Source organism: Brevibacterium daeguense (assembly GCF_021729135.1).
GTDB classification, from domain to species: Bacteria; Actinomycetota; Actinomycetes; order Actinomycetales; family Brevibacteriaceae; genus Brevibacterium; species Brevibacterium daeguense.
The window spans coordinates 641,427-659,520 of record NZ_JAJTWW010000001.1 but is presented as its reverse complement, the minus strand read 5'-3'; the positions used below and the strand labels follow the sequence as shown (position 1 = coordinate 659,520).

The window sequence follows — 18,094 nt, the reverse complement described above, 5'->3', positions numbered from 1 at the left end:
CCTCAGGCGTTCTCGCTCACACACCGGGCAAGCACTTCGCCGGCTCTCCGCACGTCGTCGGCGCTGATATCGAGGTGGGTGACGATGCGCACCGATGTCTCCCCCATGACCGACACGCGCACGCCCGCGGCCTCAGCGGACGCGGCGAACGCCTCGGCGTCGAGCCCGGTCGAGCTCAGGTCGAGGAACACGATGTTCGTCTCCACGGTCTGCGGATCCACGACGGTCGGATCGACCTCGGCGATCCTGTGAGCGATCGCGGAAGCGCCGGCATTGTCCTCGGCGACCCGACCCACGTTGTGGCCGAGCGCCCACAGGCCGGCCGCGGCGAGGATTCCGGCTTGACGCATACCGCCGCCGTAGCGCTTGCGCAGGCTGCGAGCCTCTTCGACGAGGTCCGTGGAGCCGACGAGGACGCTGCCGACAGGGGCGCCGAGCCCCTTCGACAAGCACAGCGACACTGAATCCGCCAGCCGGCCGTACTCGCACAGGCTGATGCCGGTCGCCGCGGACGCGTTGGGCAGCCTGGCACCGTCGACGTGAACCCGCACTCCGAGCTCGCGAGTCCGGCTGCGCAGGATGCTCAGCTGCTCGAAGTCGGCGATCCTGCCGCCGCCGAAGTTGTGGGTGTTCTCCACCGACACGACTGCCGTCCCCACCTGGTTGTAGCCGCGCGGACGGCTGACCAGCGACAGCGCCTGCGAAGCGTCGAAGGTGCCATCAGCCGAAACCCACGTGCGCGAGGTGACTCCGGCCAGGGCTGCGTGCCCGCCGCACTCCGCGCGCAGGATGTGCGCCTGCGACTCCGCGAGCACCTCCCACCCGCGCGGAACCTGAGCTGCGATGCCCAGCATATTGGTCATCGATCCGCTCGGACAGAACAGTCCCGCTTCGTGACCGAGCAGCTCCGCTGTCCTCTCCTCCAGGGAGTTGACGGTGGGGTCCTCGCGGTAGACGTCGTCGCCGACCTCTGCCTCCGCCATCGCCCTTCGCATCCCGAGCGACGGCCTGGTCACCGTATCCGAGCGCAGATCGATCATGTTCAGCCGTGAGTCCTCTGGTGCTCCGCCAGATGCTCTGCGACCTGGAATGCCATCTCGAGGGACTGGTCGTGGTTGAGGCGCGGGTCGACCAGCGTCTCGTAGCGCCGCCGCAGGCCCTCCTCGTCGATCTCCGAGGCGCCTCCGAGGATCTCGGTGACGTCGTCGCCGGTGAGCTCGATGTGCAGGCCGCCCGGGATCGTGCCCGCGTCGTGGTGCGCGTCGAAGAATCCGGCGACCTCCCCCATCACATCTTCGAACCGCCGGGTCTTGTAGCCCGTGTTCGAGGTGATGGTGTTGCCGTGCATGGGGTCGCAGACCCACGTGACCTGCGGCAGCCGATCGCCGATCTCGGCGAGCAGGACGGGCAGGCGTTCGCGGATCACTCCGGCACCCATGCGGGTGATGAAGGTGAGCCGGCCCGGTTCGCCTTCGGGGTCCAGCCTGTCGGCAAGGGCCAGGGCCTCCGCCGCTGTGGCGGTGGGCCCGAGTTTGACTCCGATCGGGTTCTTCACGCGCGACAGGAAATCCACGTGGGCCGAGTCGAGCTGCCGAGTCCGCTCGCCGATCCACAGGAAGTGCCCCGACACGTCGTACGGATCGCCTGTGCGGGAGTCGATGCGGGTCAGAGCCCGCTCGTACTCGAGCAGCAGCGCCTCGTGCGCCGAGAAGAACTCCACCGACCGAATGGCATCGAAGTCGGCGCCGCAGGCATCCATGAACTTGAGTGCGCGGTCGATCTCGCGCGCCAGCTGCTCGTAGCGATGGTAGTTGGGGTTCGAAGCAAGAAAGCCGCGGTTCCATTCGTGGACCAGGCGGAGATCGGCAAAGCCGCCGGTGGTGAACGCGCGGATGAGGTTCAGCGTCGAGGATGACACCTGGTACGCGTACAGGAGCCGGTGCGGATCGTGGCGCCGAGCCTCCGCGGTGAACTCATGGTCGTTGACGATGTCCCCGCGGTAGGACGGCAGCGTGACGCCGTCGCGGGTCTCGATATCCGATGACCGGGGCTTCGCGAATTGGCCGGCCATCCGACCGATCTTGACCACCGGCACGGATGCACCGTAGGTGAGAACAGCTGCCATCTGCAGCACGGTCTGCACTCGTCTGCGGATCTTGTCGGCTGTGGCGTCCGCGAACGACTCCGCGCAGTCACCCCCTGCCAGCACGAAGGCGTCGCCCCGGGAGGCCGCGGCGATGCGGTCCTTGAGCTGGTCCGCCTCACCGGCGAAGATCAGCGGCGGCACGGACCGCAGCCGCTCCAGGACCTCCGCGAGCTCCGCCGGGTCGGTGTAGGTCGGCTGCTGCTGAGGATTCATCCCGCGCCACGCGTCGAGACCTTCCACGGTCTCGGCGCTGGCCTCTGCGTGCCCCGCTGCTTCGTACACACGACTGATATTCAGACTCACGAATTCTCACCTGGTTTTGCGATTGAAATGATTGGAAGATGGGATTCGCCAGGACCTCAGGAGCGCCCTTCGAAGTCCTCCGGCGACACGTGATCGAGGAACTCGCGGAACTGCGCGACTTCTTCCTCGTCCGGTGCCGGCGCCTCGATTCCGCTCTCGGTGATGAGGTCTTCGTCGGCGTAGATCGGGCATTCGGCGATGAGCGACATCGCCACCGCGTCCGACGGACGGGCGGAGATCACCTTACCACCCTCGGTGTGGAGCTCTGCCAGGAAGGTGTGGTGCTCTCGGCCGGAGATGAAGACTTCCGACAGGGAGTCGCCATACGCCTCGACGATGTCGACCATGAGGTGGTGGCTCAGCGGCCGCGGCGGTGTCAGGCCCCGCTGGGCGATGCCGATCGCGTTCGCCTCGGCCGCACCGATCCAGATCGGCAGGTACTGGGGCAGGTTGACCGCCTTGAGCAGCAGGATGGGCTGGTTCGCAGGCAGCTCGATCCGGACTCCGACGACCTCGACTTCGATTCGTGCCATAGAGTTCCGCGGCCTCAGCTTGAACGCGGACGCTGTTGGAAGATCATCCTGAACTTGCCGATCTGCACGTCGGCGCCGTTCTGCAGCTCGATCGAGTCGATGAGCTGACGCCCGACGTACGTGCCGTTGAGCGAGCCCGTGTCCCGCAGGGTGAAGCCCGAGGGAGTCCGCACGAATTCTGCGTGCTTGCGGGAGACAGTGACGTCGTCAAGGAAGATGTCGGCATTCGGGCTGCGTCCCACAGTGACCACGTCCGTGTCCAACAGGATCTGGGCCCCGGCATCCGGACCGGACACCACGATCAGCAGGGCGTCGGTCTCCTGCAGGTTCTCGAGGTCGGGAACCGGGTGGATCTCGCCGGTGTGCGGATCGAGGACTCCGTGGAACGGCTGCTGGCCCTGGGCGGTCCGGCCGTCCGCCGGCCGAGCATGCCGCGGAGCTCCGCGATCGACCCCGTAGGACTGCTCCTGTGAACCGGGCTGCGGCTGGCCGGAGTGCGGCTGTCCGGGCTGCTGATGCCAGCCGCCGGACTCGGGCTGCTGCTGATCCGGATGAGACGGTGCCTGGCCGTAGCTCTGCCCCTGGGAACCGTGCTGCGGCTGGCCGTAATACGGATCGGACTGCTGTTTGTAGGACTGAGTCTGCTGATTGTTGACCTGGGTCTGCGGGTATCCCTGCTGCCCGTGCTGGGGCTCCGGTGCCGGTCGGCCGTAGGGCTGCGCCTGCTGCTCGTACGGCTGCCCCTGCCCCTGGCCCTGGAAGCTGGCGGGCTGGTTCGGCGAAGCGTACGGCTGGCCCTGAGACCCGTACGGCTGGCCCTGGGAGCCGTAGGGCTGCCCCTGCGTTCCGGCCTGGGCGTCCTGGGGGCCATCGTCAGGCTCCAGCGAGGCGAAGGGGAAGGTCTTCGGGGCCTGCGCGGACTCCTCGCCGCCGTACCAGGGGGCCTGCGGCTCTCCGGAGTTGTTCCCCGGACGGTGCTGTTGCGACATCAGGCTCCCTCGCTTTCGACTTCTCTCTTGTAGCTCTCTGCGTCCATCAGCGCATCGAGCTCAGCAGAATCGTTCAACCGCACCTCGAACAGCCATCCGGCGCCGTACGGGTCGCTGTTGATGGAGTCCGGGCCGTCGACGATGTCGTCATTGACCGTCACGATCTCTCCGCTCACCGGGGAGATGACGTCCGAGACGCTCTTCGTGCTCTCGACTTCGCCGCAGGTTTCGTCAGCGGTGACCGTGTCACCGACTTCGGGCAGGTCGACGAAGACGACGTCACCGAGCGAGTCCTGCGCGAAATCGCTGATTCCGACTCGGACGACAGCATCATCCTGAGTCTCGGCAACCCACTCGTGGTCGCGCGAGTACTTCAGATCAGCCGGGTAGTTCAAGGTGGCCATGTCTTCTCCTGCTGTTCGACGTGGTGAGACCAGCATAACCGCTCGAGCACCGCGCAGGACATCGGGGCGCCGAGTCTGCCCCGGAGTACCCATTGCCGGACTGCAGCCGCTACTCCTCGGTCACCTGCGGGACGACACTGTCGATGTCGACGGCGTCGTGGGCAGTGACCGTGAATTCACCTCCCCGCTGCTCGATGGTGTCGCCCACTCCCCCCGGGATGCGCATGGCAGTCGCCAGCGTCTCGGAGTCCCCGATCGCGGTGATCGTGATCGGGAGGCTGACCGGCTCGTCGTTGATGAAGAGGTCCCCACGGGATCCCTCCGTGAAGTAGGTGTCGACCACGATCCGGACGCCGTTGATCTCGATCGCCTCGGCACCGGCGTCCCTGAGCTCCTGCACGAGAGCAACCAGGTTCGTCGAGGTGATCGTCCCCGGCGATCCCGCGATCCTGAGTTCGACGCCGGGCCCGGTGACGGGCACGGTGCCCGCGAGGACGGACAGCGCCTCGGCCCGGTTCTGCGCCTGCTGCCGGGCCGCCTCGCGCTGATTGCTTCCCGATTGCAGCTCCTCCTCGTCCCGGGCCAGCTGGGCGGCCTCGGCCTCCAGTCGCTCGTTGCGATCGTCGACGTCGTCGAGGACCCGCACGAGCTGGCGCTCGGAGAGAGTGGCCAGCCCGGAGTCCTCCGTGTGCTGGATCTGAGCGACGAGGGCGAAGCCGAGGAGCGCACACAGGATCGCAGCCAACAGCTGTGAGCGCCCCAGCCGGGGCACCAGCGCGGACTTCAGCCGCAGCCATGACTGTTCGCGCGTTCCCGAGTCCTCGGGCTCCGGATTGGGCCCCGGAGTCGTCCGCTGCCGCCCGCCTCGGTCGCCATCCGACTCACCGGGGGATGCTTCGGCCGCCCTCTCCTGTGCCATCGCCTCACGTCGTGTCCGCAGCCGCTGCTGATCGGGCGCGTCGGGCCGGGGGTCCTCTGCATCGCTCATGCGCGGAACAGCTGCCTTCTGATCGCCGCGGCGTTGGTGAAGATCCGGATGCCGAGGACCACGACGACGCCGGTCGACAGCTGAGAGCCGACACCGAGCTTGTCCCCGAGGAAGACGATGAGAGCGGCGACCAGCGAGTTCGAGAAGAACGAGATCACGAAGACCCGGTCATCGAAGTTGCCGCTGAGCACGGCGCGCAGGCCGCCGGCGAGCGCATCGAGCGCCGCCACCACCGCGATCGGCAGGTAGGGCTGGATGGCCGCGGGAACCGAGGGGTCGAGAATGATGCCGAGCACGATCCCGATGATGAGCCCGATGATGGCGATCACAGCAGATCCTCCTGGTCGGCGGGCGCGGCATAGCGCGGCGCGCTCACCTCGGCGGCGGGAATCGAGGTCTCCTCGCTGCTCACGTCGGTCACGATCCCGAACTCCGAGCGCAGGGTGGCGAGGTAGTCGGCGGTCGGTGAGTCGAGGAATTCCTCGCCGAGCTGTTCCGAGCCGACTGCGACCACCTCGTACGGTGGTTCGACGGGGTCATAGTTCACCAGGATCGCGCTGCCCGCCCCGCGCACCGCCGACCAGCTGGTCAGCCGGTGGCCGTTGATGGCAACGCCTTCCGCGCCGAGCGCGAAGAGCCCGTTGACCACGGTCTGCAGATCTGTGTCCTGCACCGCGTTCTCCGTGCCCGCCAGCGCGCGCGGGTCGCCGTCCCCACGAGCCTGCTGCCGGTCCTGCAGGGTGACGACCGCGCCCGGTCCGCTGAGCTCCTCGGCACCCGCCGATATCGCCACCGCCGTCAGCTTCTGCGCCTCCTCAGGACTCAGCACCGCCTGTTGAGCTTCGGCGCGCTCCGCGATCCGCCGTTCGTTCTCGATGGCGAGCTCCTCGTTCGCTGCGGATTGGGTCTCGATCTGCTCGAGGAGGAATTCCGTCGTGCCCCGCTGGGTCTGCTCGGTGCGCAGCACCTGCACGGCCGAGGCGGTGAAGACGACGCCGAGAACGATGGCCGCCGCACCGGAGCGCGCTTTCGAGGCCTTGGTCCGCGGCTGCCGGTTCCGTGCCGCGATGGCGTAGTCCGGCTCGGGGGTGCGGTTCCACAGGGACTCGAGCAGGGATGACGAGTACGACTGGCGCGGCCGGTCGTACTCGCGGGAGGTGATCCGACGCTCAGCGAATCGACGCGCCCGGCGGCGATCTCGGTGATCATCGGCCATGCTCTCCTCCTCCCCCAGGGTTCGCGGGACCACACGGGCTTCTATCGTGCCACAGGCGCCGCGAGCCGTTTTGCTCGCCTGCAGAAGCAGGTATACAGTGGTCCAGGATCGTTTCGCCTCACCGCGATGCGATCGGGCTATGGCGCAGCTTGGTAGCGCGCTTGACTGGGGGTCAAGAGGTCGTGGGTTCGAATCCCGCTAGCCCGACTGCTCGTCCCGGAACCGCCCTGCGGCTCCGGGATTTTTTAAGTTCCGGACGCCCACTGCGGTTGGGGGATGCCGCGGTCAGGCAGCACCAGGCCGATGTCGTCGGCGAGGTCCCCCGCGGCCTGCCCATCGCTAGGCTCTCACGCTCACCGCGCCGAGGCCGCTGATCTCTGCGGAGAACTCGTCACCCCGCGCAATCGGGACCATCGGTCCCAGCGCTCCCGTGAGGATCACCTCACCGGCTCGCAGCGGCCGGCCGTGGTCGGCGGCCTGCGCAGCGACCCAGGTCAGCGAGCGCAGCGGATCACCGAGGCAATCGGCCCCGGTGCCCTCCGAGACGATCTCGCCGTTCCGCCGCAAGGTCATCACTGCGGCCACAGGCGAGAAGTCGGACAGCCTTCGGCGGGCAGAGCCGAGGACGAACAGGCTGTTCGAGGCGTTGTCGGCCACCGTGTCCACGATCCCGATGTCCCAGCCGGCGATCCGGCTGTCGACGATCTCCAACGAGGGCACCGCGTAATCGACGGCCTCGGCGACCGCCTCGGGCGAGGTGTCGGAGACATCGGCGCCGAGCACGAACGCGATCTCCGCCTCGATCCGCGGGGCGATCAGCCGCCTCCACGGCAGCGATTCCCCCTCGGGCACCTCCATGTCCGCCAGCAGGACGCCGAAATCGGGCTGGTCGACCCCGAGCTGCGCCCGGACCGCGTCCGACGTCAGGCCGATCTTGCGCCCGACCCGCGGGTTGTCCGCTGACTCGAGCGCGGCGATGATGAGCTCCTGGACCGCATAGGCGTCTTCCAGTGTCATATCCGGGATGTGACGGACCGGCATGCACGGCCGGCCCGTCCTCGCCGCCTGCTGCAGCCGCTTCGCGGCCTCGTGGATTCTCGTCTCCATGGTCTCCGAGGATAGCGGCACGGGTCGCGGAGTCCGATGGCAGCGCTGCGGAACGCGTCCGCGCGCTTCGCTACAGTGAGCGGAGACGTCCCTGGCGAGAAGGAGATCGCGTGAAGAGGATCTCGGCCGCTGCCGCCCATGCAGCGTCCTGGGCCGCACTGAGTCCGAGCCTGATTCCCCGCACCTGGTGGATGACGGCGGTGAATGTCGCCGCCAACGCCTTCGCAGGCCAGAAGATCGCCGAGGCGGTCGAGTCCTTCCTCTCCCCGCTGCGCCGCAGGCGTCGAGTGAGCCTGCCGACGCGCCCTCCGGAGGAGACCGAGTTCCATTGGCGCACCAACACCCTGATCCTCGCCGCGGCGGTCACCGGCACCACCGTGGCGCTCGACCGCTCGATGGTCAGGCAGACCGAGATCGGCCGTCTCACCGGAATCCACTCCGACACGACGCGGCAGCAGCTGGCCGGTTACGTGGTCGGGGCCGCCGGGTGGCTGGCGATCGACGTTCTCCTGGCCCTCACCGAAAGCGGCCGGCAGCTGGCCGTGCGGAGGCTGCGCCGCCGCCTGCCCTTCCTGCCCGAGGCGGTGCTCTCGACCGCAGTCCTCGGGCTGATCGCCTACACCTGGCGCTCGGTGCTGTCCTCGACGCTCAACCGGATCGGCAGCCAGGCCGTGATCTCGGACTTCGCGCGACCGTCGATCAGCACCGCCCCGCCCGAACCGGAGCGCACCGGGTCGCGGGCATCCTTCGAGCCCTTCGCCACCCTCGGGTATCACGGTCGTGGCTTCGTCAGTGCCGGACCGCGCGCCGCACGCATCACCGAGGTGCTGTCCGCCGTCCAGGGCCGCTGCGCTGAGCGCGTCGAACTGTCCACGCAGACGCCCATCCGGGTCTTCATCGGCCGACTCGGGCATCCCGACCTCGCCGAGGCCGCCAATGCGGCAGTCGCTGAGCTCGAGCGGGCCGGCGCGTTCGAGCGGGACGCGATCCTGCTGGTGACGAACACCGGCTCCGGCTGGATTCCCCAATGGTCGGTCGAGGCATTCGAATACCTCACCGGCGGAAGGTGTGCGACGGCCGCCGTGCAGTACAGCTTCGCCGGCTCGTGGCTGGCGTTCCTCATCCACCGCAGGCAGGCCCAGGACGCCTCCCGAGAGCTCTTCCGAGCGGTCTCCGAGCGGATCGCACGCTGCCCCGCCGAGCGTCGGCCGCGCATCTACCTGGCCGGAGAATCCCTGGGTGCTCTCGGCGGGCACGGCGCGTTCCGCAGCTCCGAGCACATGCAGGCCGGCATCGACGGTGCGGTGTGGACCGGAACCCCGCGGACCACGCGGATCCACGCCCAGCTCACAGCTGACCGGCGCAGCTTCTCCCCCGAGATCCTGCCGGTGGTGGGCCGCGGCGACCGCGTGCGGTTCGTCAGTCGTCCTGCGGACCTGCGCACCGCCGCCCACGGAGAGCCGTACCCGCAGTGGGAGTCTCCCCGGATCGTCTACGCCCAGCATGCCTCGGATCCGATCGTGTGGTGGGAGCCGCGACTGATCTGGCGCCGGCCGGATTGGCTCGAGGAGCGGCGCGGGACCGACGTCAGCTCGGCCGTGCACTGGATGCCGTGGATCACGTTCTGGCAGCTGACCTCCGACATGCCTCGATCCGTGAAGCTGCCGGGCGGCTTCGGGCACAATTACCACCGGGAGGTCGTCCACTACTGGAACGCGGTGCTCGACACCGGGCTCAGCGAGCAGGCGTGTGCTCGGATCGGCGACGCGATCGCCGATGACCTGGGAGCGAGGTCCGGCTCGCTGCCGCTGACCGATCCGGCTCCGTGGCAGGCCGGCAGGATGGAGGGGGAACGGCGCAGCCTGCTCAGCGGACTCAGCCGGGTGCTGCTCCGTCCACAGGCCTCGCGGGCGGACGAGCGGCGGCAGGGTTCTGTGCGGCGGCGAGGATGACGGCGTCCCCGTGCGCGTCGCTGAACAGGTCGGTCACCGTGAGGTCCGGGTGGCTGAGACAGGCGGCGCTCTCCCAGGGCGCGCTCAGGGCGACCGCGCTCGGCGCCAGTCCCCCGCGAGCAGTGTCGAGTCCGGTGTGCATCGACTTGAGCACCGCTTCCTTGCGCACCCAGGTGCGCAGCAGCCACAGCAGCCGCTGGGTCTCCGAGGCGCCCGCCGCCGCTCTGAACCAGCTCAGTTCCGCCGGCCCCAAGGCGACCCCGGCGAAGTCCGAGGCCCGGGTCCCCGAGGCGAGGAACGGCTCGACGGCTTCGACGTCGATTCCCAGCCAGCCGACCGAGGAGTCGGGCGCGGCACAGGCGGCGACATACCCGTGGCTGCGCGCCATCGACACCTCGATCCGAACGCCCCCGAGCCTCGCCTCGGGCACTCCGCGCTCGTGCAGCACCTCGACGGAACCCGGGAGCACCCGCCGGGATTCGACGACCAGGTCCCGGACGACCGCGGCGGCCTCCTCGCCCATCCGACACGACCACAGCACCTGCGGATCCACCTCTTCCCCGGAGAAACTCATAAACTCGGACTATCATCCAAAGGTCAACTTTTCCGCATCGCACTGCTACCACGATCGTACTGAAGGCCTGTGACAACGTATCCTCCGCAGTTCCCCGGGGCTCATCTCGCCCCGCCGGCGCGCACTCTCATCGACATCGTCCTGGAGATGGCTGCGTCTTATCCCGACGCTCCCGCCATCGACGACGGAACTCACATTCTGACGTACTCACAGCTGCTGCCGGCGATGCGCGACTTCGGGCTGCGGCTGGCCGAACACGGAGTCGGCCCCGGCGACAAGGTCGGGGTGCGGGTCTCCAGCGGCACCGTCGACCTGTACGTCTCCATCCTGTCGATCCTCATGGTCGGCGCGGCCTACGTCCCCGTCGATGTCGACGATCCCGATGAGCGAGCGCGCACGGTGTTCGAGGAGGCCGCCGTGGCCGCCGTCGTCACCGATGGCCCCACGGTCACCCGGTACACGGACCGACCGCTCGACCGGACGCCGGCACTGCGCGCCCCCGGTCTGGACGATGACTGCTGGGTGATCTTCACCTCCGGTTCGACCGGCAAGCCCAAGGGCGTCGCAGTGACCCACCGGTCGGCCGCCGCCTTCGTCGACGCCGAGGCACGGATCTTCTGCCAGGACGAGCCGCTCGGGCCGGGCGACCGCGTGCTCGCCGGCCTGTCCGTCGCCTTCGACGCCAGCTGCGAGGAGATGTGGCTGGCCTGGGGCCACGGTGCCTGCCTCGTTCCTGCACCGCGCTCGCTCGTGAAGTCCGGCATGGACCTCGGGCCATGGCTGTCGGAGCGGAACATCACGGTCGTCTCGACCGTCCCCACGCTGGCCTCTCTGTGGCCGTCGGAGACCCTCGACAATGTCCGCCTGCTGATCTTCGGCGGTGAGGCCTGCCCGCCGGAGCTCGCGCAGCGGCTCTCCGACGGCACGCGCGAGGTGTGGAACACCTATGGTCCCACCGAGGCCACCGTCGTCGCCTGTGCGGCGCCGCTGGGCCAGGGCGAGGTGCGTATCGGCCTGCCGCTCGACGGCTGGGACCTGGCCGTCGTCGACTCGGCCGGTGTGCCGGTCGCCGAGGGCGAGACCGGCGAGCTCATCATCGGCGGCGTGGGCCTGGCCCGCTATCTCGACCCCGTCAAGGACGCCGAGAAGTACGCGCCGATGCCCACTCTGGGCTGGGAGCGGGCCTATCGGTCGGGCGACCTCGTCGTCAACGATCCGGCCGGCATGCTCTTCGTCGGCCGTGCCGACGAGCAGGTCAAGCTCGGCGGCCGCCGGATCGAACTCGGGGAGGTCGACGCCGCGCTGCAGGCGCTGCCCGGAGCGGCCGGCGGAGCCGCGGCGGTGAAGTCGACCCCGAGCGGCACCCAGCTGCTCATCGGCTACCTCGTCGCATCACCGGAGTCCGCCGACCGGCCGGAGTCGGATCTCATCCACGAGTGGACCGAACGGCTGCGCGAGGTGCTGCCACCCGCGCTCGTCCCCCGCCTCGCCGTCGTCGACGAGCTGCCCACCAAGACTTCGGGCAAGGTCGACCGCAATGCTCTGCCCTGGCCGCTGACCTCGCTGAGCGCCGGCGACTCCGCAGAGCCGCTGCCGGCCCACGCGGAATGGATCGGCGAGCAGTGGACGGCAGTCCTCGGCGCCGCCCCGGGGATGGACACCGACTTCTTCGACGTCGGCGGCGGCTCGCTGGCCGCCGCCCAGCTCGTGTCCCGGCTCCGGGCCCGGCACCACTCGGTGACCGTCGGCGACATCTACGCCTATCCCCGGTTCGGCGCCCTGGTGGAGCAGTGCACGGGCGCGGACGCGCCCCAGAACGTCCACCGTCGACCCCGGCGGGTCCGGCGCACCGGGCGCTCCATGCAAGTCCTGCAGACGCTGCTCGGAGTTCCGCTCCACATCCTCTCGGCGATGCGCTGGGTGGTGCTGACGCTGGTGCTCTGCAACGTGGCGGCGTTCTTCGGCGCGCCCACGATCAGCACTCCCTGGTGGCTGATCATCGTGCTCTACCTCGTGTTCGTCACCTCCTGGGGACGGATGCTGATCTCCGCGCTCGCTGCCCGCACCCTGCTGAGGAACGTGGGGCCCGGCGTCTATCCGCGCTCGGGCAGCGTGCACATCCGCCTGTGGCTGGCCGAGCACATCGCTGACCTCGCCGCCGCCGTCTCCGTCGCCTCGGCGCCCTGGGTGAGCCTGTACGCGCGGCTGCTGGGCAACCGGATCGGCCGGGATGTCGACCTGCATACGATTCCGCCCGTCACCGGGTTGCTCACGCTGGACGAAGGTGCTGCGGTGGAGCCGGAAGTGGATCTGCGGGGCTGGTGGGTCGACGGTGATCTGCTGCGCATCGGCGAGATCCACATCGGCGAGTTCGCCACCGTCGGCGCCCGCTCGACCCTGATGCCGGGAACGAGGATCGGAGCGGGCGCCCAGGTCGAGCCCGGGTCTGCGGTCACCGGCAAGGTCGGCAAGAATCAGGTCTTCTCCGGATCCCCGGCGGTGCGCCAGGGGAAGGCGAGGAAGACGTGGCCGGATCCGCCCGCGAAGCGGCGCCGGGCACCGTTCCTGCTCTACGCGGTGGGGTCGCTGCTCCATGCGGCGATCCCCTATCTCGCCGCAGTGCCCGCGCTGGCGCTGATGGTCGCGGTCTCCGGGCCCGAGGTGTTCGCCGCCCCCCTGCAGCTGCTGGCCTGGGCCCCGCTGTTGGCTGCGGTCTGGTTCGTGCTCACCGCTGCGCTCATCGTGATCGCGGTGCGCACCCTGGCTGTCGGGCTGGTGGAAGGACTGCACCCGGTGCGGTCAGCCATGGGCTACCGTGTCTGGGCGACTGAGCGGATCATGGACATGGCCCGCGATCTGCTGTTCCCGCTCTACGCCGGCATGATCACCCCGGTGTGGCTGCGCATCCTCGGCGCCCGGGTCGGCCGCGCCGTCGAGGCCTCCACCGTGCTGCTGGTGCCGAAGATGACCCAGATCGCCGATGGTGCGTTCCTCGCCGACGACACCATGGTCGCCTCCTACGAGCTCGGCCACGGGTGGATGCGGATCGGACGCGCCAAGGTCGGAAAGCGAGCATTCCTCGGCAACTCGGGCATGGCCGCCGCCGGACGTCGCGTCCGCAAGAACTCGCTCGTCGCGGTGCTCTCGGCCGCCCCGCAGAAGGCCAAGAAGGGCAGCTCGTGGATCGGCTCACCGCCGGTCGAGCTGCGCCGCGCCGAAGTGGCGGCGGACGAATCCCTGACCTATGACCCGCCGACCCGGCTGAAGGTGCTGCGCGGAACGTGGGAGACTCTCCGGATCCTCGCGGTGCTGGCCGCCGGCGCGATGGTTGTGGGAGTGTTCGCAGCCCTGCAATGGCTGCTCCAGCTCGGGTCACAGCTCGTTGATGCCCTCCCCTCCGTTCCTGCCGGGATCAGCAGCGTGGTGCCCGCGCTGCTGATCACCGTCCTGTCCGGACTCGTGATGATGCTGGCCGGGGCTGTCGCCGCAGGGGTGGCGGTAATCGCGAAGTGGCTGTTCGTCGGGCGGATCCACACCGGTGAGCACCCCCTGTGGTCCTCCTTCGTCTGGCGCAGCGAGGTCGCCGACTGCTTCGTCGAACTCATCGCCGCGCCCTGGTTCACCCGCACGGCAGTCGGAACGCCGGCTCTCGTCTGGTACCTGCGCGCGCTCGGTGCGCGGATCGGCCACGGGGTGTGGTGCGAGACCTACTGGCTGCCGGAAGCCGATCTGGTGAGCCTTGCGGACAACTCCACCGTCAACCGCGGCTGCGTCGTGCAGACGCACCTGTTCCACGATCGCGTCATGTCGCTGGAAACGGTGACCTTGGGCGAGGGCGCGACTCTCGGCCCGAACAGCGTCATCCTCCCGGCTGCGGAGCTCGGCCGTGCAGCGACCGTCGGTCCGGCCTCGCTGGTGATGCGCGGGGAGTACGTTCCCGCGGACTCGTACTTCTCGGGCAATCCCGTGGTGCCGTGGGTCGACGCCCCGGCGCTGCCCGAAAGCTCGTTCGAACCCGGTTCGGGCGCAGGCCCCGACTCGGACACCGTCCCTGGCACAGATGGGAGCTCCGATGCGGACCCTGATTCGGACACCGCCTCGGGCTCGGGTTCCGAAGACGCAGTCGGCCCGGCGGGTGCTGAACCGACCTCGACGCAGCCGCTGCGCGACCCGGTCGCCGGCCCCACGCCGATGCCGCAGTCAAGTCTGAAGCCCGACCCGAGTCTGGCCAATCCGCCTGCCCCGGACGCCCCGCCCATCCGGCAGACCCCGATCGCCGAGCCGAACCCGTGAGGATCCGAACCCGCCAGATGAGCCAACTCGACGCCTACACCCCCACATCCGGCACCGCAGCGGTGCGGATCGACCACTACGATCTCCACCTCGACTACAAGATCAATCCCAACCGGCTCGCCGGTCACGCGGTGCTGCGCGGACGCGTGCTCGAGGACGCTCAGGCGATCGAGCTGGATCTCATCGGGCTCGCGGCGAGCAGGGTTCTCGTCAACGGCCGGCGCCACCGATTCCGGATGCACCGGTCCAAGCTGGTGGTGCGAGCCCAGGAGTGCTTCGCCGCCGGCGAGGAGATCACCTTCGACATCCACTATTCGGGCAACCCGGGACCGGCGATGGGCACCTGGGGTGATGTCGGATGGGAGGAGCTCGAGGACGGCGTGCTCGTCGCGGGGCAGCCGAACGGGGCGGCGACTTGGTTTCCGTGCAATGACCACCCGAGCAACAAGGCGACGTTCCGCTGCACCATCCTGGTCGAATCCGAATACATGGCGATCTCCAACGGTGAGCTCGTCAACACCACGCGGAAGGCGGGACGGACTGCCTGGACCTGGGAGTCGGCCCAGCCGCTGACCACCTACCTGGCCACCGTGCAGATCGGTCAGTACCGGTCGGGGCGCGTCGACAGCGGTTCGCATCCCCCTTCACGGGTGCCGCTGATGCTGGCCTGCGGGGAGTCCCAGTGGCAGCGCGCCCAGGGGGCGCTGGCCAAGCAGCATGCGATGATGGACACCTTCGAATCGCTGTTCGGCGACTACCCGTTCGGCCACTACGGGGTCGTCGTCACGGATGACCCGCTGGAGATCCCGCTCGAATCCCAGCCCCTGTCGATCCTCGGCCCCAACCACCTGGTTGACGACTGGGAGGCCGAACGCCTCGTCGCCCACGAGCTCGCCCACCAGTGGTTCGGCAATTCGGTGACTCCGGCGCAGTGGTCGGACATCTGGCTCAACGAGGGTTTCGCCTGCTACGCGGAGTGGCTGTGGTCCGAGGCCGCGGGAAAGGACAGCGCCGACGAGCAGGCGCGCGCCGCCCACTCCCGACTTGCGCGCGAGGACCAGGACATCGTGCTCACCGACCCAGGACCTGAGGACATGTTCGATGACCGGGTGTACAAGCGCGGAGCGCTGGCGCTGCACGCGCTGCGAAGCTTCACGGGAGACGACGATTTCTTCCGGATCCTGCGCTCGTGGACCGAGAAGAACCGGTTCGGGACGGTGAGCACCGACACGTTCCTGATCCACGCCGAGAACGTGTGCGCTCGACCGGTTGCCGATGTCCTCCATGGTTGGCTGTTCGAGCGGGAGCTCCCCGACCTGCCGTGACCCAGCAGGCGGTTCGCGACCTGCCATGACCCAGCAGGCGGTTCGGATGCCGTTCAGTCTCGGCTGAGGCCCTGACGTCCGCGATCGCGCGTCGGAATCACCGGCAATCCCGCGTCCCGCCCGCGCGATTCACGACCTTCTCCTGGCGATCACCGACTGGTTGCGATGGCCGGGAATCAGGCCTCCGGAGCGAGGTCGAGCAGCATGACCACGGAGTTCCCGCTGCTGCCGACCGCGACGAACCCCAGCTCGTCATAGAGATGACGCGCGCCGTTGCCCTCTTCGACCGCGAGGCTGATCGCCTCGACTCCGGAGAGTCGCGCCATCTGAATGAGCGTCGAGATCAGGCGCCGGCCGATGCCCTCGCCCTGGTGTTCGGGGAGCACCGCGACCGACAGCTCCGGGATCGAATCGGAGACCCACCCGAATCCGGGATCGTCGGCGAAGATGCGGATCCATGCCGCACCTGCCGGCGCGGCCGGCGCGCTGGCATCTGCTGACCGGCCGTGCGGACCGTCGGCCGCATCAGCGGACGCAGCATCAGCGGCGCCGGGTGCAGTGTCACCGGGCGCAATGCCACCCGGCGCGGTGTCGGGGATCGCCATTACGCCGAGGTCGCCGTCCCTTCCCCAGTCGGTGACATAGCGGAGGAGCTGGTCGTCGGCCCGGATGGCATCGACATCGAGGTGTGGCCGGTCGATCGACCAGTTGACGCACAGCTGCAGGAACGGCAGCAGCAGCTCCTCGGCATCGGCGGGTACGGGGATGATTCTCATCTCGGCACTCCTTTCAAGCGGTTCGCGGTCCGGATCGATGTTCTGGTCAGGTGCGCTGCTCGGCGCGGATGATCCACTTGTCATTGCGCACCCGCCAGCCCAGCCCGATCGCCCGCCAGGCGACGAAGCCGATGCCGAAGCACGCCCACAGCACGTGGACATTGGGCCATGTTCGGAAGACCACCGCCAGCAGCAGGCAGTACGCCAGCAGGGCGCCGAATTGCGCGACGGCCAGGTACCGCGAGTCCTCGGCACCCATGAGAACGCCGTCGAGGGTGAAGACGTACCCGGCCAAGGGCATTCCCACTGCCAGAATCAGCGCGAGGCCCGTGATCAGGCCGGCGACCTCGGAGTTCTGGGTGAACACGCGGCCGAGGACCGGCGAGACCAGGGCGAGCAGGGCTCCAACCACGATTCCGAACCCGATCCCCCACTGGATGAGGCGTCGGTTGATCGCCGCCACCCGATCTCGCCGCCGCAGCCCCAGTTCGAGCCCGATGAGCGCCTGACCGGCGATCGCCAGCGAGTCGAGCACCAGCGCCAGCGCGTTGAACAGCGTCTGGATGACCTGGATCGCCGCCAGCTGCACAGTGCCCAGACCGGTGGCGAGCACGACGAGGATGATCATGGCAGCGCGCAGGGAGCCGTTGCGCAGCAGCAGCCAGCCCGAGGTGCGGGCCGAGGACAGCACGCCGCGCCAGTCGGGTCGCAGTCCGGCGCCGAACCGCCGCGCGGCTCGAACGGCGATGACCAGGTAGATCGAGCACATGGCCACATGGGCGATGAGGGTCCCGAGTGCGGAGCCTGCCACCCCCATCTCGAGGCCGTAGATGAACAGGGCGTTGAGTCCGATGTTGGCGAGGAAGCCCCCGGTTGCCACGTACAGCGGCGTTCGCGTGTCCTGCAGTCCGCGGAGCAGACCGGTGGCCGCGATCACGGTCAGCATGAATGGCAGCCCCCACCACGAGATGGTGAGGTAGCCGACCGCGCCGGCTGCCACCTCGGCGGTGGGATTGAACCAGCCCACCGCGGTGTCGATGAACGGCAGGCCGACGACGAGCAGGACCGCCGAGGTGATGAGCGCCAGCCAGATCCCGTCGAATCCTGCGCTGATCGCACCCGCCTGGTCCCCCGCACCAAGTCTGCGGGCGACCCGCGGAGTGGTCGCATAGGCGAGGAAGATCATCAGGCCCAGAACGGTCTGCAGAATGGTCGACGCGATCGCGAGCGCTCCGAGCGCGGACGGCCCCAGGTGGCCGACCATCGCCGTGTCGGCCAGCAGGAACAGCGGTTCCGCGGCGAGTGCGCCGAGCGCGGGGACAGCCAGTCCCAGGATGTCCCGGTCGAGTGCACGCATGCGCACCATCCTAGCCAGCAGCCTCGCGGGCCCGCCCCGCCGGTTCCGCCCGCAACCCCGACCCGGCCGTCGCCCCGACACGGTCAGCTGGCTCGGATCCGAGGAGGCTCCGGCGGCGCTGGCCGGTCGCC

Annotated in this window: 15 protein-coding genes and 1 tRNA gene; 4 read left to right on the top strand and 12 right to left on the bottom strand. The window is 69.0% G+C overall.

Annotated features, from left to right (window positions below; all coding sequences use genetic code 11):
- Nucleotides 1–2: 2 nt before the first annotated feature.
- From LXN01_RS03045 to LXN01_RS03010, 8 genes are all read right to left on the bottom strand, one after another.
- Complete coding sequence (locus LXN01_RS03045; RefSeq protein ID WP_236863049.1) at nucleotides 3–1,040, bottom strand: threonine aldolase family protein; 1,038 nt, start codon at nucleotides 1,038–1,040, stop codon at nucleotides 3–5.
- 2 nt (nucleotides 1,041–1,042) lie between these two features.
- Nucleotides 1,043–2,443 (bottom strand): class II 3-deoxy-7-phosphoheptulonate synthase, encoded by a 1,401-nt coding sequence (locus LXN01_RS03040; protein WP_272902160.1) that lies wholly within the window; start codon nucleotides 2,441–2,443, stop codon nucleotides 1,043–1,045.
- 62 nt (nucleotides 2,444–2,505) lie between these two features.
- Nucleotides 2,506–2,982 carry a bifunctional nuclease family protein gene (locus tag LXN01_RS03035; RefSeq protein ID WP_236863048.1) on the bottom strand — a complete coding sequence of 159 codons (477 nt, stop codon included), beginning with the start codon at nucleotides 2,980–2,982 and terminating at the stop codon, nucleotides 2,506–2,508.
- 14 nt (nucleotides 2,983–2,996) lie between these two features.
- Complete coding sequence (locus LXN01_RS16490; protein WP_425547681.1) at nucleotides 2,997–3,971, bottom strand: FHA domain-containing protein; 975 nt, start codon at nucleotides 3,969–3,971, stop codon at nucleotides 2,997–2,999.
- A complete protein-coding gene (gene gcvH / locus LXN01_RS03025) occupies nucleotides 3,971–4,375 on the bottom strand; it encodes a glycine cleavage system protein GcvH (protein WP_236863047.1) in 405 nt (134 codons plus the stop codon). Before gcvH ends, LXN01_RS16490 begins: the two co-directional genes overlap by 1 nt.
- A gap of 109 nt (nucleotides 4,376–4,484) precedes the next feature.
- Nucleotides 4,485–5,363 carry a DUF881 domain-containing protein gene (locus LXN01_RS03020; RefSeq protein ID WP_236863046.1) on the bottom strand — a complete coding sequence of 293 codons (879 nt, stop codon included), beginning with the start codon at nucleotides 5,361–5,363 and terminating at the stop codon, nucleotides 4,485–4,487.
- On the bottom strand, nucleotides 5,360–5,692 hold the full coding sequence (locus tag LXN01_RS03015) for a small basic family protein (protein ID WP_236863045.1): 333 nt from the start codon (nucleotides 5,690–5,692) through the stop codon (nucleotides 5,360–5,362). Before LXN01_RS03015 ends, LXN01_RS03020 begins: the two co-directional genes overlap by 4 nt.
- Nucleotides 5,689–6,579, bottom strand: a complete 891-nt coding sequence (locus LXN01_RS03010) for a DUF881 domain-containing protein (RefSeq protein ID WP_236863044.1) — start codon at nucleotides 6,577–6,579, stop codon at nucleotides 5,689–5,691. The genes LXN01_RS03015 and LXN01_RS03010 overlap by 4 nt, the downstream gene beginning before the upstream one ends.
- Nucleotides 6,580–6,712: 133 nt before the next feature.
- On the opposite strand from LXN01_RS03010, the gene LXN01_RS03005 reads away from it, so the two are divergent.
- Nucleotides 6,713–6,786, top strand: a tRNA-Pro gene (locus tag LXN01_RS03005).
- 132 nt (nucleotides 6,787–6,918) lie between these two features.
- Here the strand turns inward: LXN01_RS03005 and LXN01_RS03000 are convergent.
- Entirely contained in the window at nucleotides 6,919–7,686 is a 768-nt protein-coding gene (locus LXN01_RS03000) for a 2-keto-4-pentenoate hydratase (RefSeq protein ID WP_236863043.1), read from the bottom strand.
- Between the two features lie 110 nt (nucleotides 7,687–7,796).
- Here LXN01_RS03000 and LXN01_RS02995 point away from each other — a divergent pair, with 110 nt between their 5' ends.
- Nucleotides 7,797–9,638, top strand: a complete 1,842-nt coding sequence (locus tag LXN01_RS02995) for an alpha/beta-hydrolase family protein (protein WP_236863042.1) — start codon at nucleotides 7,797–7,799, stop codon at nucleotides 9,636–9,638.
- On the opposite strand, the gene LXN01_RS02990 is transcribed toward LXN01_RS02995, so the two are convergent.
- Nucleotides 9,562–10,212, bottom strand: a complete 651-nt coding sequence (locus LXN01_RS02990) for a 4'-phosphopantetheinyl transferase family protein (RefSeq protein ID WP_236863041.1) — start codon at nucleotides 10,210–10,212, stop codon at nucleotides 9,562–9,564. The two genes, LXN01_RS02995 and LXN01_RS02990, sit on opposite strands and share 77 nt — an antisense overlap.
- A 69-nt stretch (nucleotides 10,213–10,281) precedes the next feature.
- Between LXN01_RS02990 and LXN01_RS02985 the strand changes: the two genes are divergently transcribed.
- Together LXN01_RS02985 and LXN01_RS02980 are read left to right on the top strand one after the other, a co-directional pair.
- Nucleotides 10,282–14,505 carry a Pls/PosA family non-ribosomal peptide synthetase gene (locus tag LXN01_RS02985; RefSeq protein ID WP_236863040.1) on the top strand — a complete coding sequence of 1,408 codons (4,224 nt, stop codon included), beginning with the start codon at nucleotides 10,282–10,284 and terminating at the stop codon, nucleotides 14,503–14,505.
- Nucleotides 14,506–14,522: 17 nt separating this feature from the next.
- Entirely contained in the window at nucleotides 14,523–15,830 is a 1,308-nt protein-coding gene (locus LXN01_RS02980; protein ID WP_236863039.1) for a M1 family metallopeptidase, read from the top strand.
- 176 nt (nucleotides 15,831–16,006) lie between these two features.
- Here LXN01_RS02980 and LXN01_RS02975 read toward each other — a convergent pair whose 3' ends face one another.
- Both LXN01_RS02975 and LXN01_RS02970 read right to left on the bottom strand, forming a co-directional pair.
- Nucleotides 16,007–16,606: a GNAT family N-acetyltransferase gene (locus LXN01_RS02975; RefSeq protein ID WP_236863038.1), complete on the bottom strand. Its 600-nt coding sequence runs from the start codon at nucleotides 16,604–16,606 to the stop codon at nucleotides 16,007–16,009.
- A 46-nt stretch (nucleotides 16,607–16,652) separates the two neighbouring features.
- On the bottom strand, nucleotides 16,653–17,963 hold the full coding sequence (locus tag LXN01_RS02970; protein ID WP_236863037.1) for an MATE family efflux transporter: 1,311 nt from the start codon (nucleotides 17,961–17,963) through the stop codon (nucleotides 16,653–16,655).
- Between the last annotated feature and the right edge of the window lie 131 nt (nucleotides 17,964–18,094).

Bases quoted from the DNA above. Each gene is read 5' to 3' on its own strand.
- LXN01_RS03045 (WP_236863049.1), bottom strand. From the start codon at position 1,040: ATGATCGATCTGCGCTCGGATACGGTGACCAGGCCGTCGCTCGGGATG.
- LXN01_RS03035 (WP_236863048.1), bottom strand. From the start codon at position 2,982: ATGGCACGAATCGAAGTCGAGGTCGTCGGAGTCCGGATCGAGCTGCCT.
- LXN01_RS16490 (WP_425547681.1), bottom strand. From the start codon at position 3,971: ATGTCGCAACAGCACCGTCCGGGGAACAACTCCGGAGAGCCGCAGGCC.
- gcvH (WP_236863047.1), bottom strand. From the start codon at position 4,375: ATGGCCACCTTGAACTACCCGGCTGATCTGAAGTACTCGCGCGACCAC.
- LXN01_RS03020 (WP_236863046.1), bottom strand. From the start codon at position 5,363: ATGAGCGATGCAGAGGACCCCCGGCCCGACGCGCCCGATCAGCAGCGG.
- LXN01_RS03010 (WP_236863044.1), bottom strand. From the start codon at position 6,579: ATGGCCGATGATCACCGAGATCGCCGCCGGGCGCGTCGATTCGCTGAG.
- LXN01_RS03000 (WP_236863043.1), bottom strand. From the start codon at position 7,686: ATGGAGACGAGAATCCACGAGGCCGCGAAGCGGCTGCAGCAGGCGGCG.
- LXN01_RS02990 (WP_236863041.1), bottom strand. From the start codon at position 10,212: ATGAGTTTCTCCGGGGAAGAGGTGGATCCGCAGGTGCTGTGGTCGTGT.
- LXN01_RS02980 (WP_236863039.1), top strand. From the start codon at position 14,523: ATGAGCCAACTCGACGCCTACACCCCCACATCCGGCACCGCAGCGGTG.
- LXN01_RS02975 (WP_236863038.1), bottom strand. From the start codon at position 16,606: ATGAGAATCATCCCCGTACCCGCCGATGCCGAGGAGCTGCTGCTGCCG.
- LXN01_RS02970 (WP_236863037.1), bottom strand. From the start codon at position 17,963: ATGCGTGCACTCGACCGGGACATCCTGGGACTGGCTGTCCCCGCGCTC.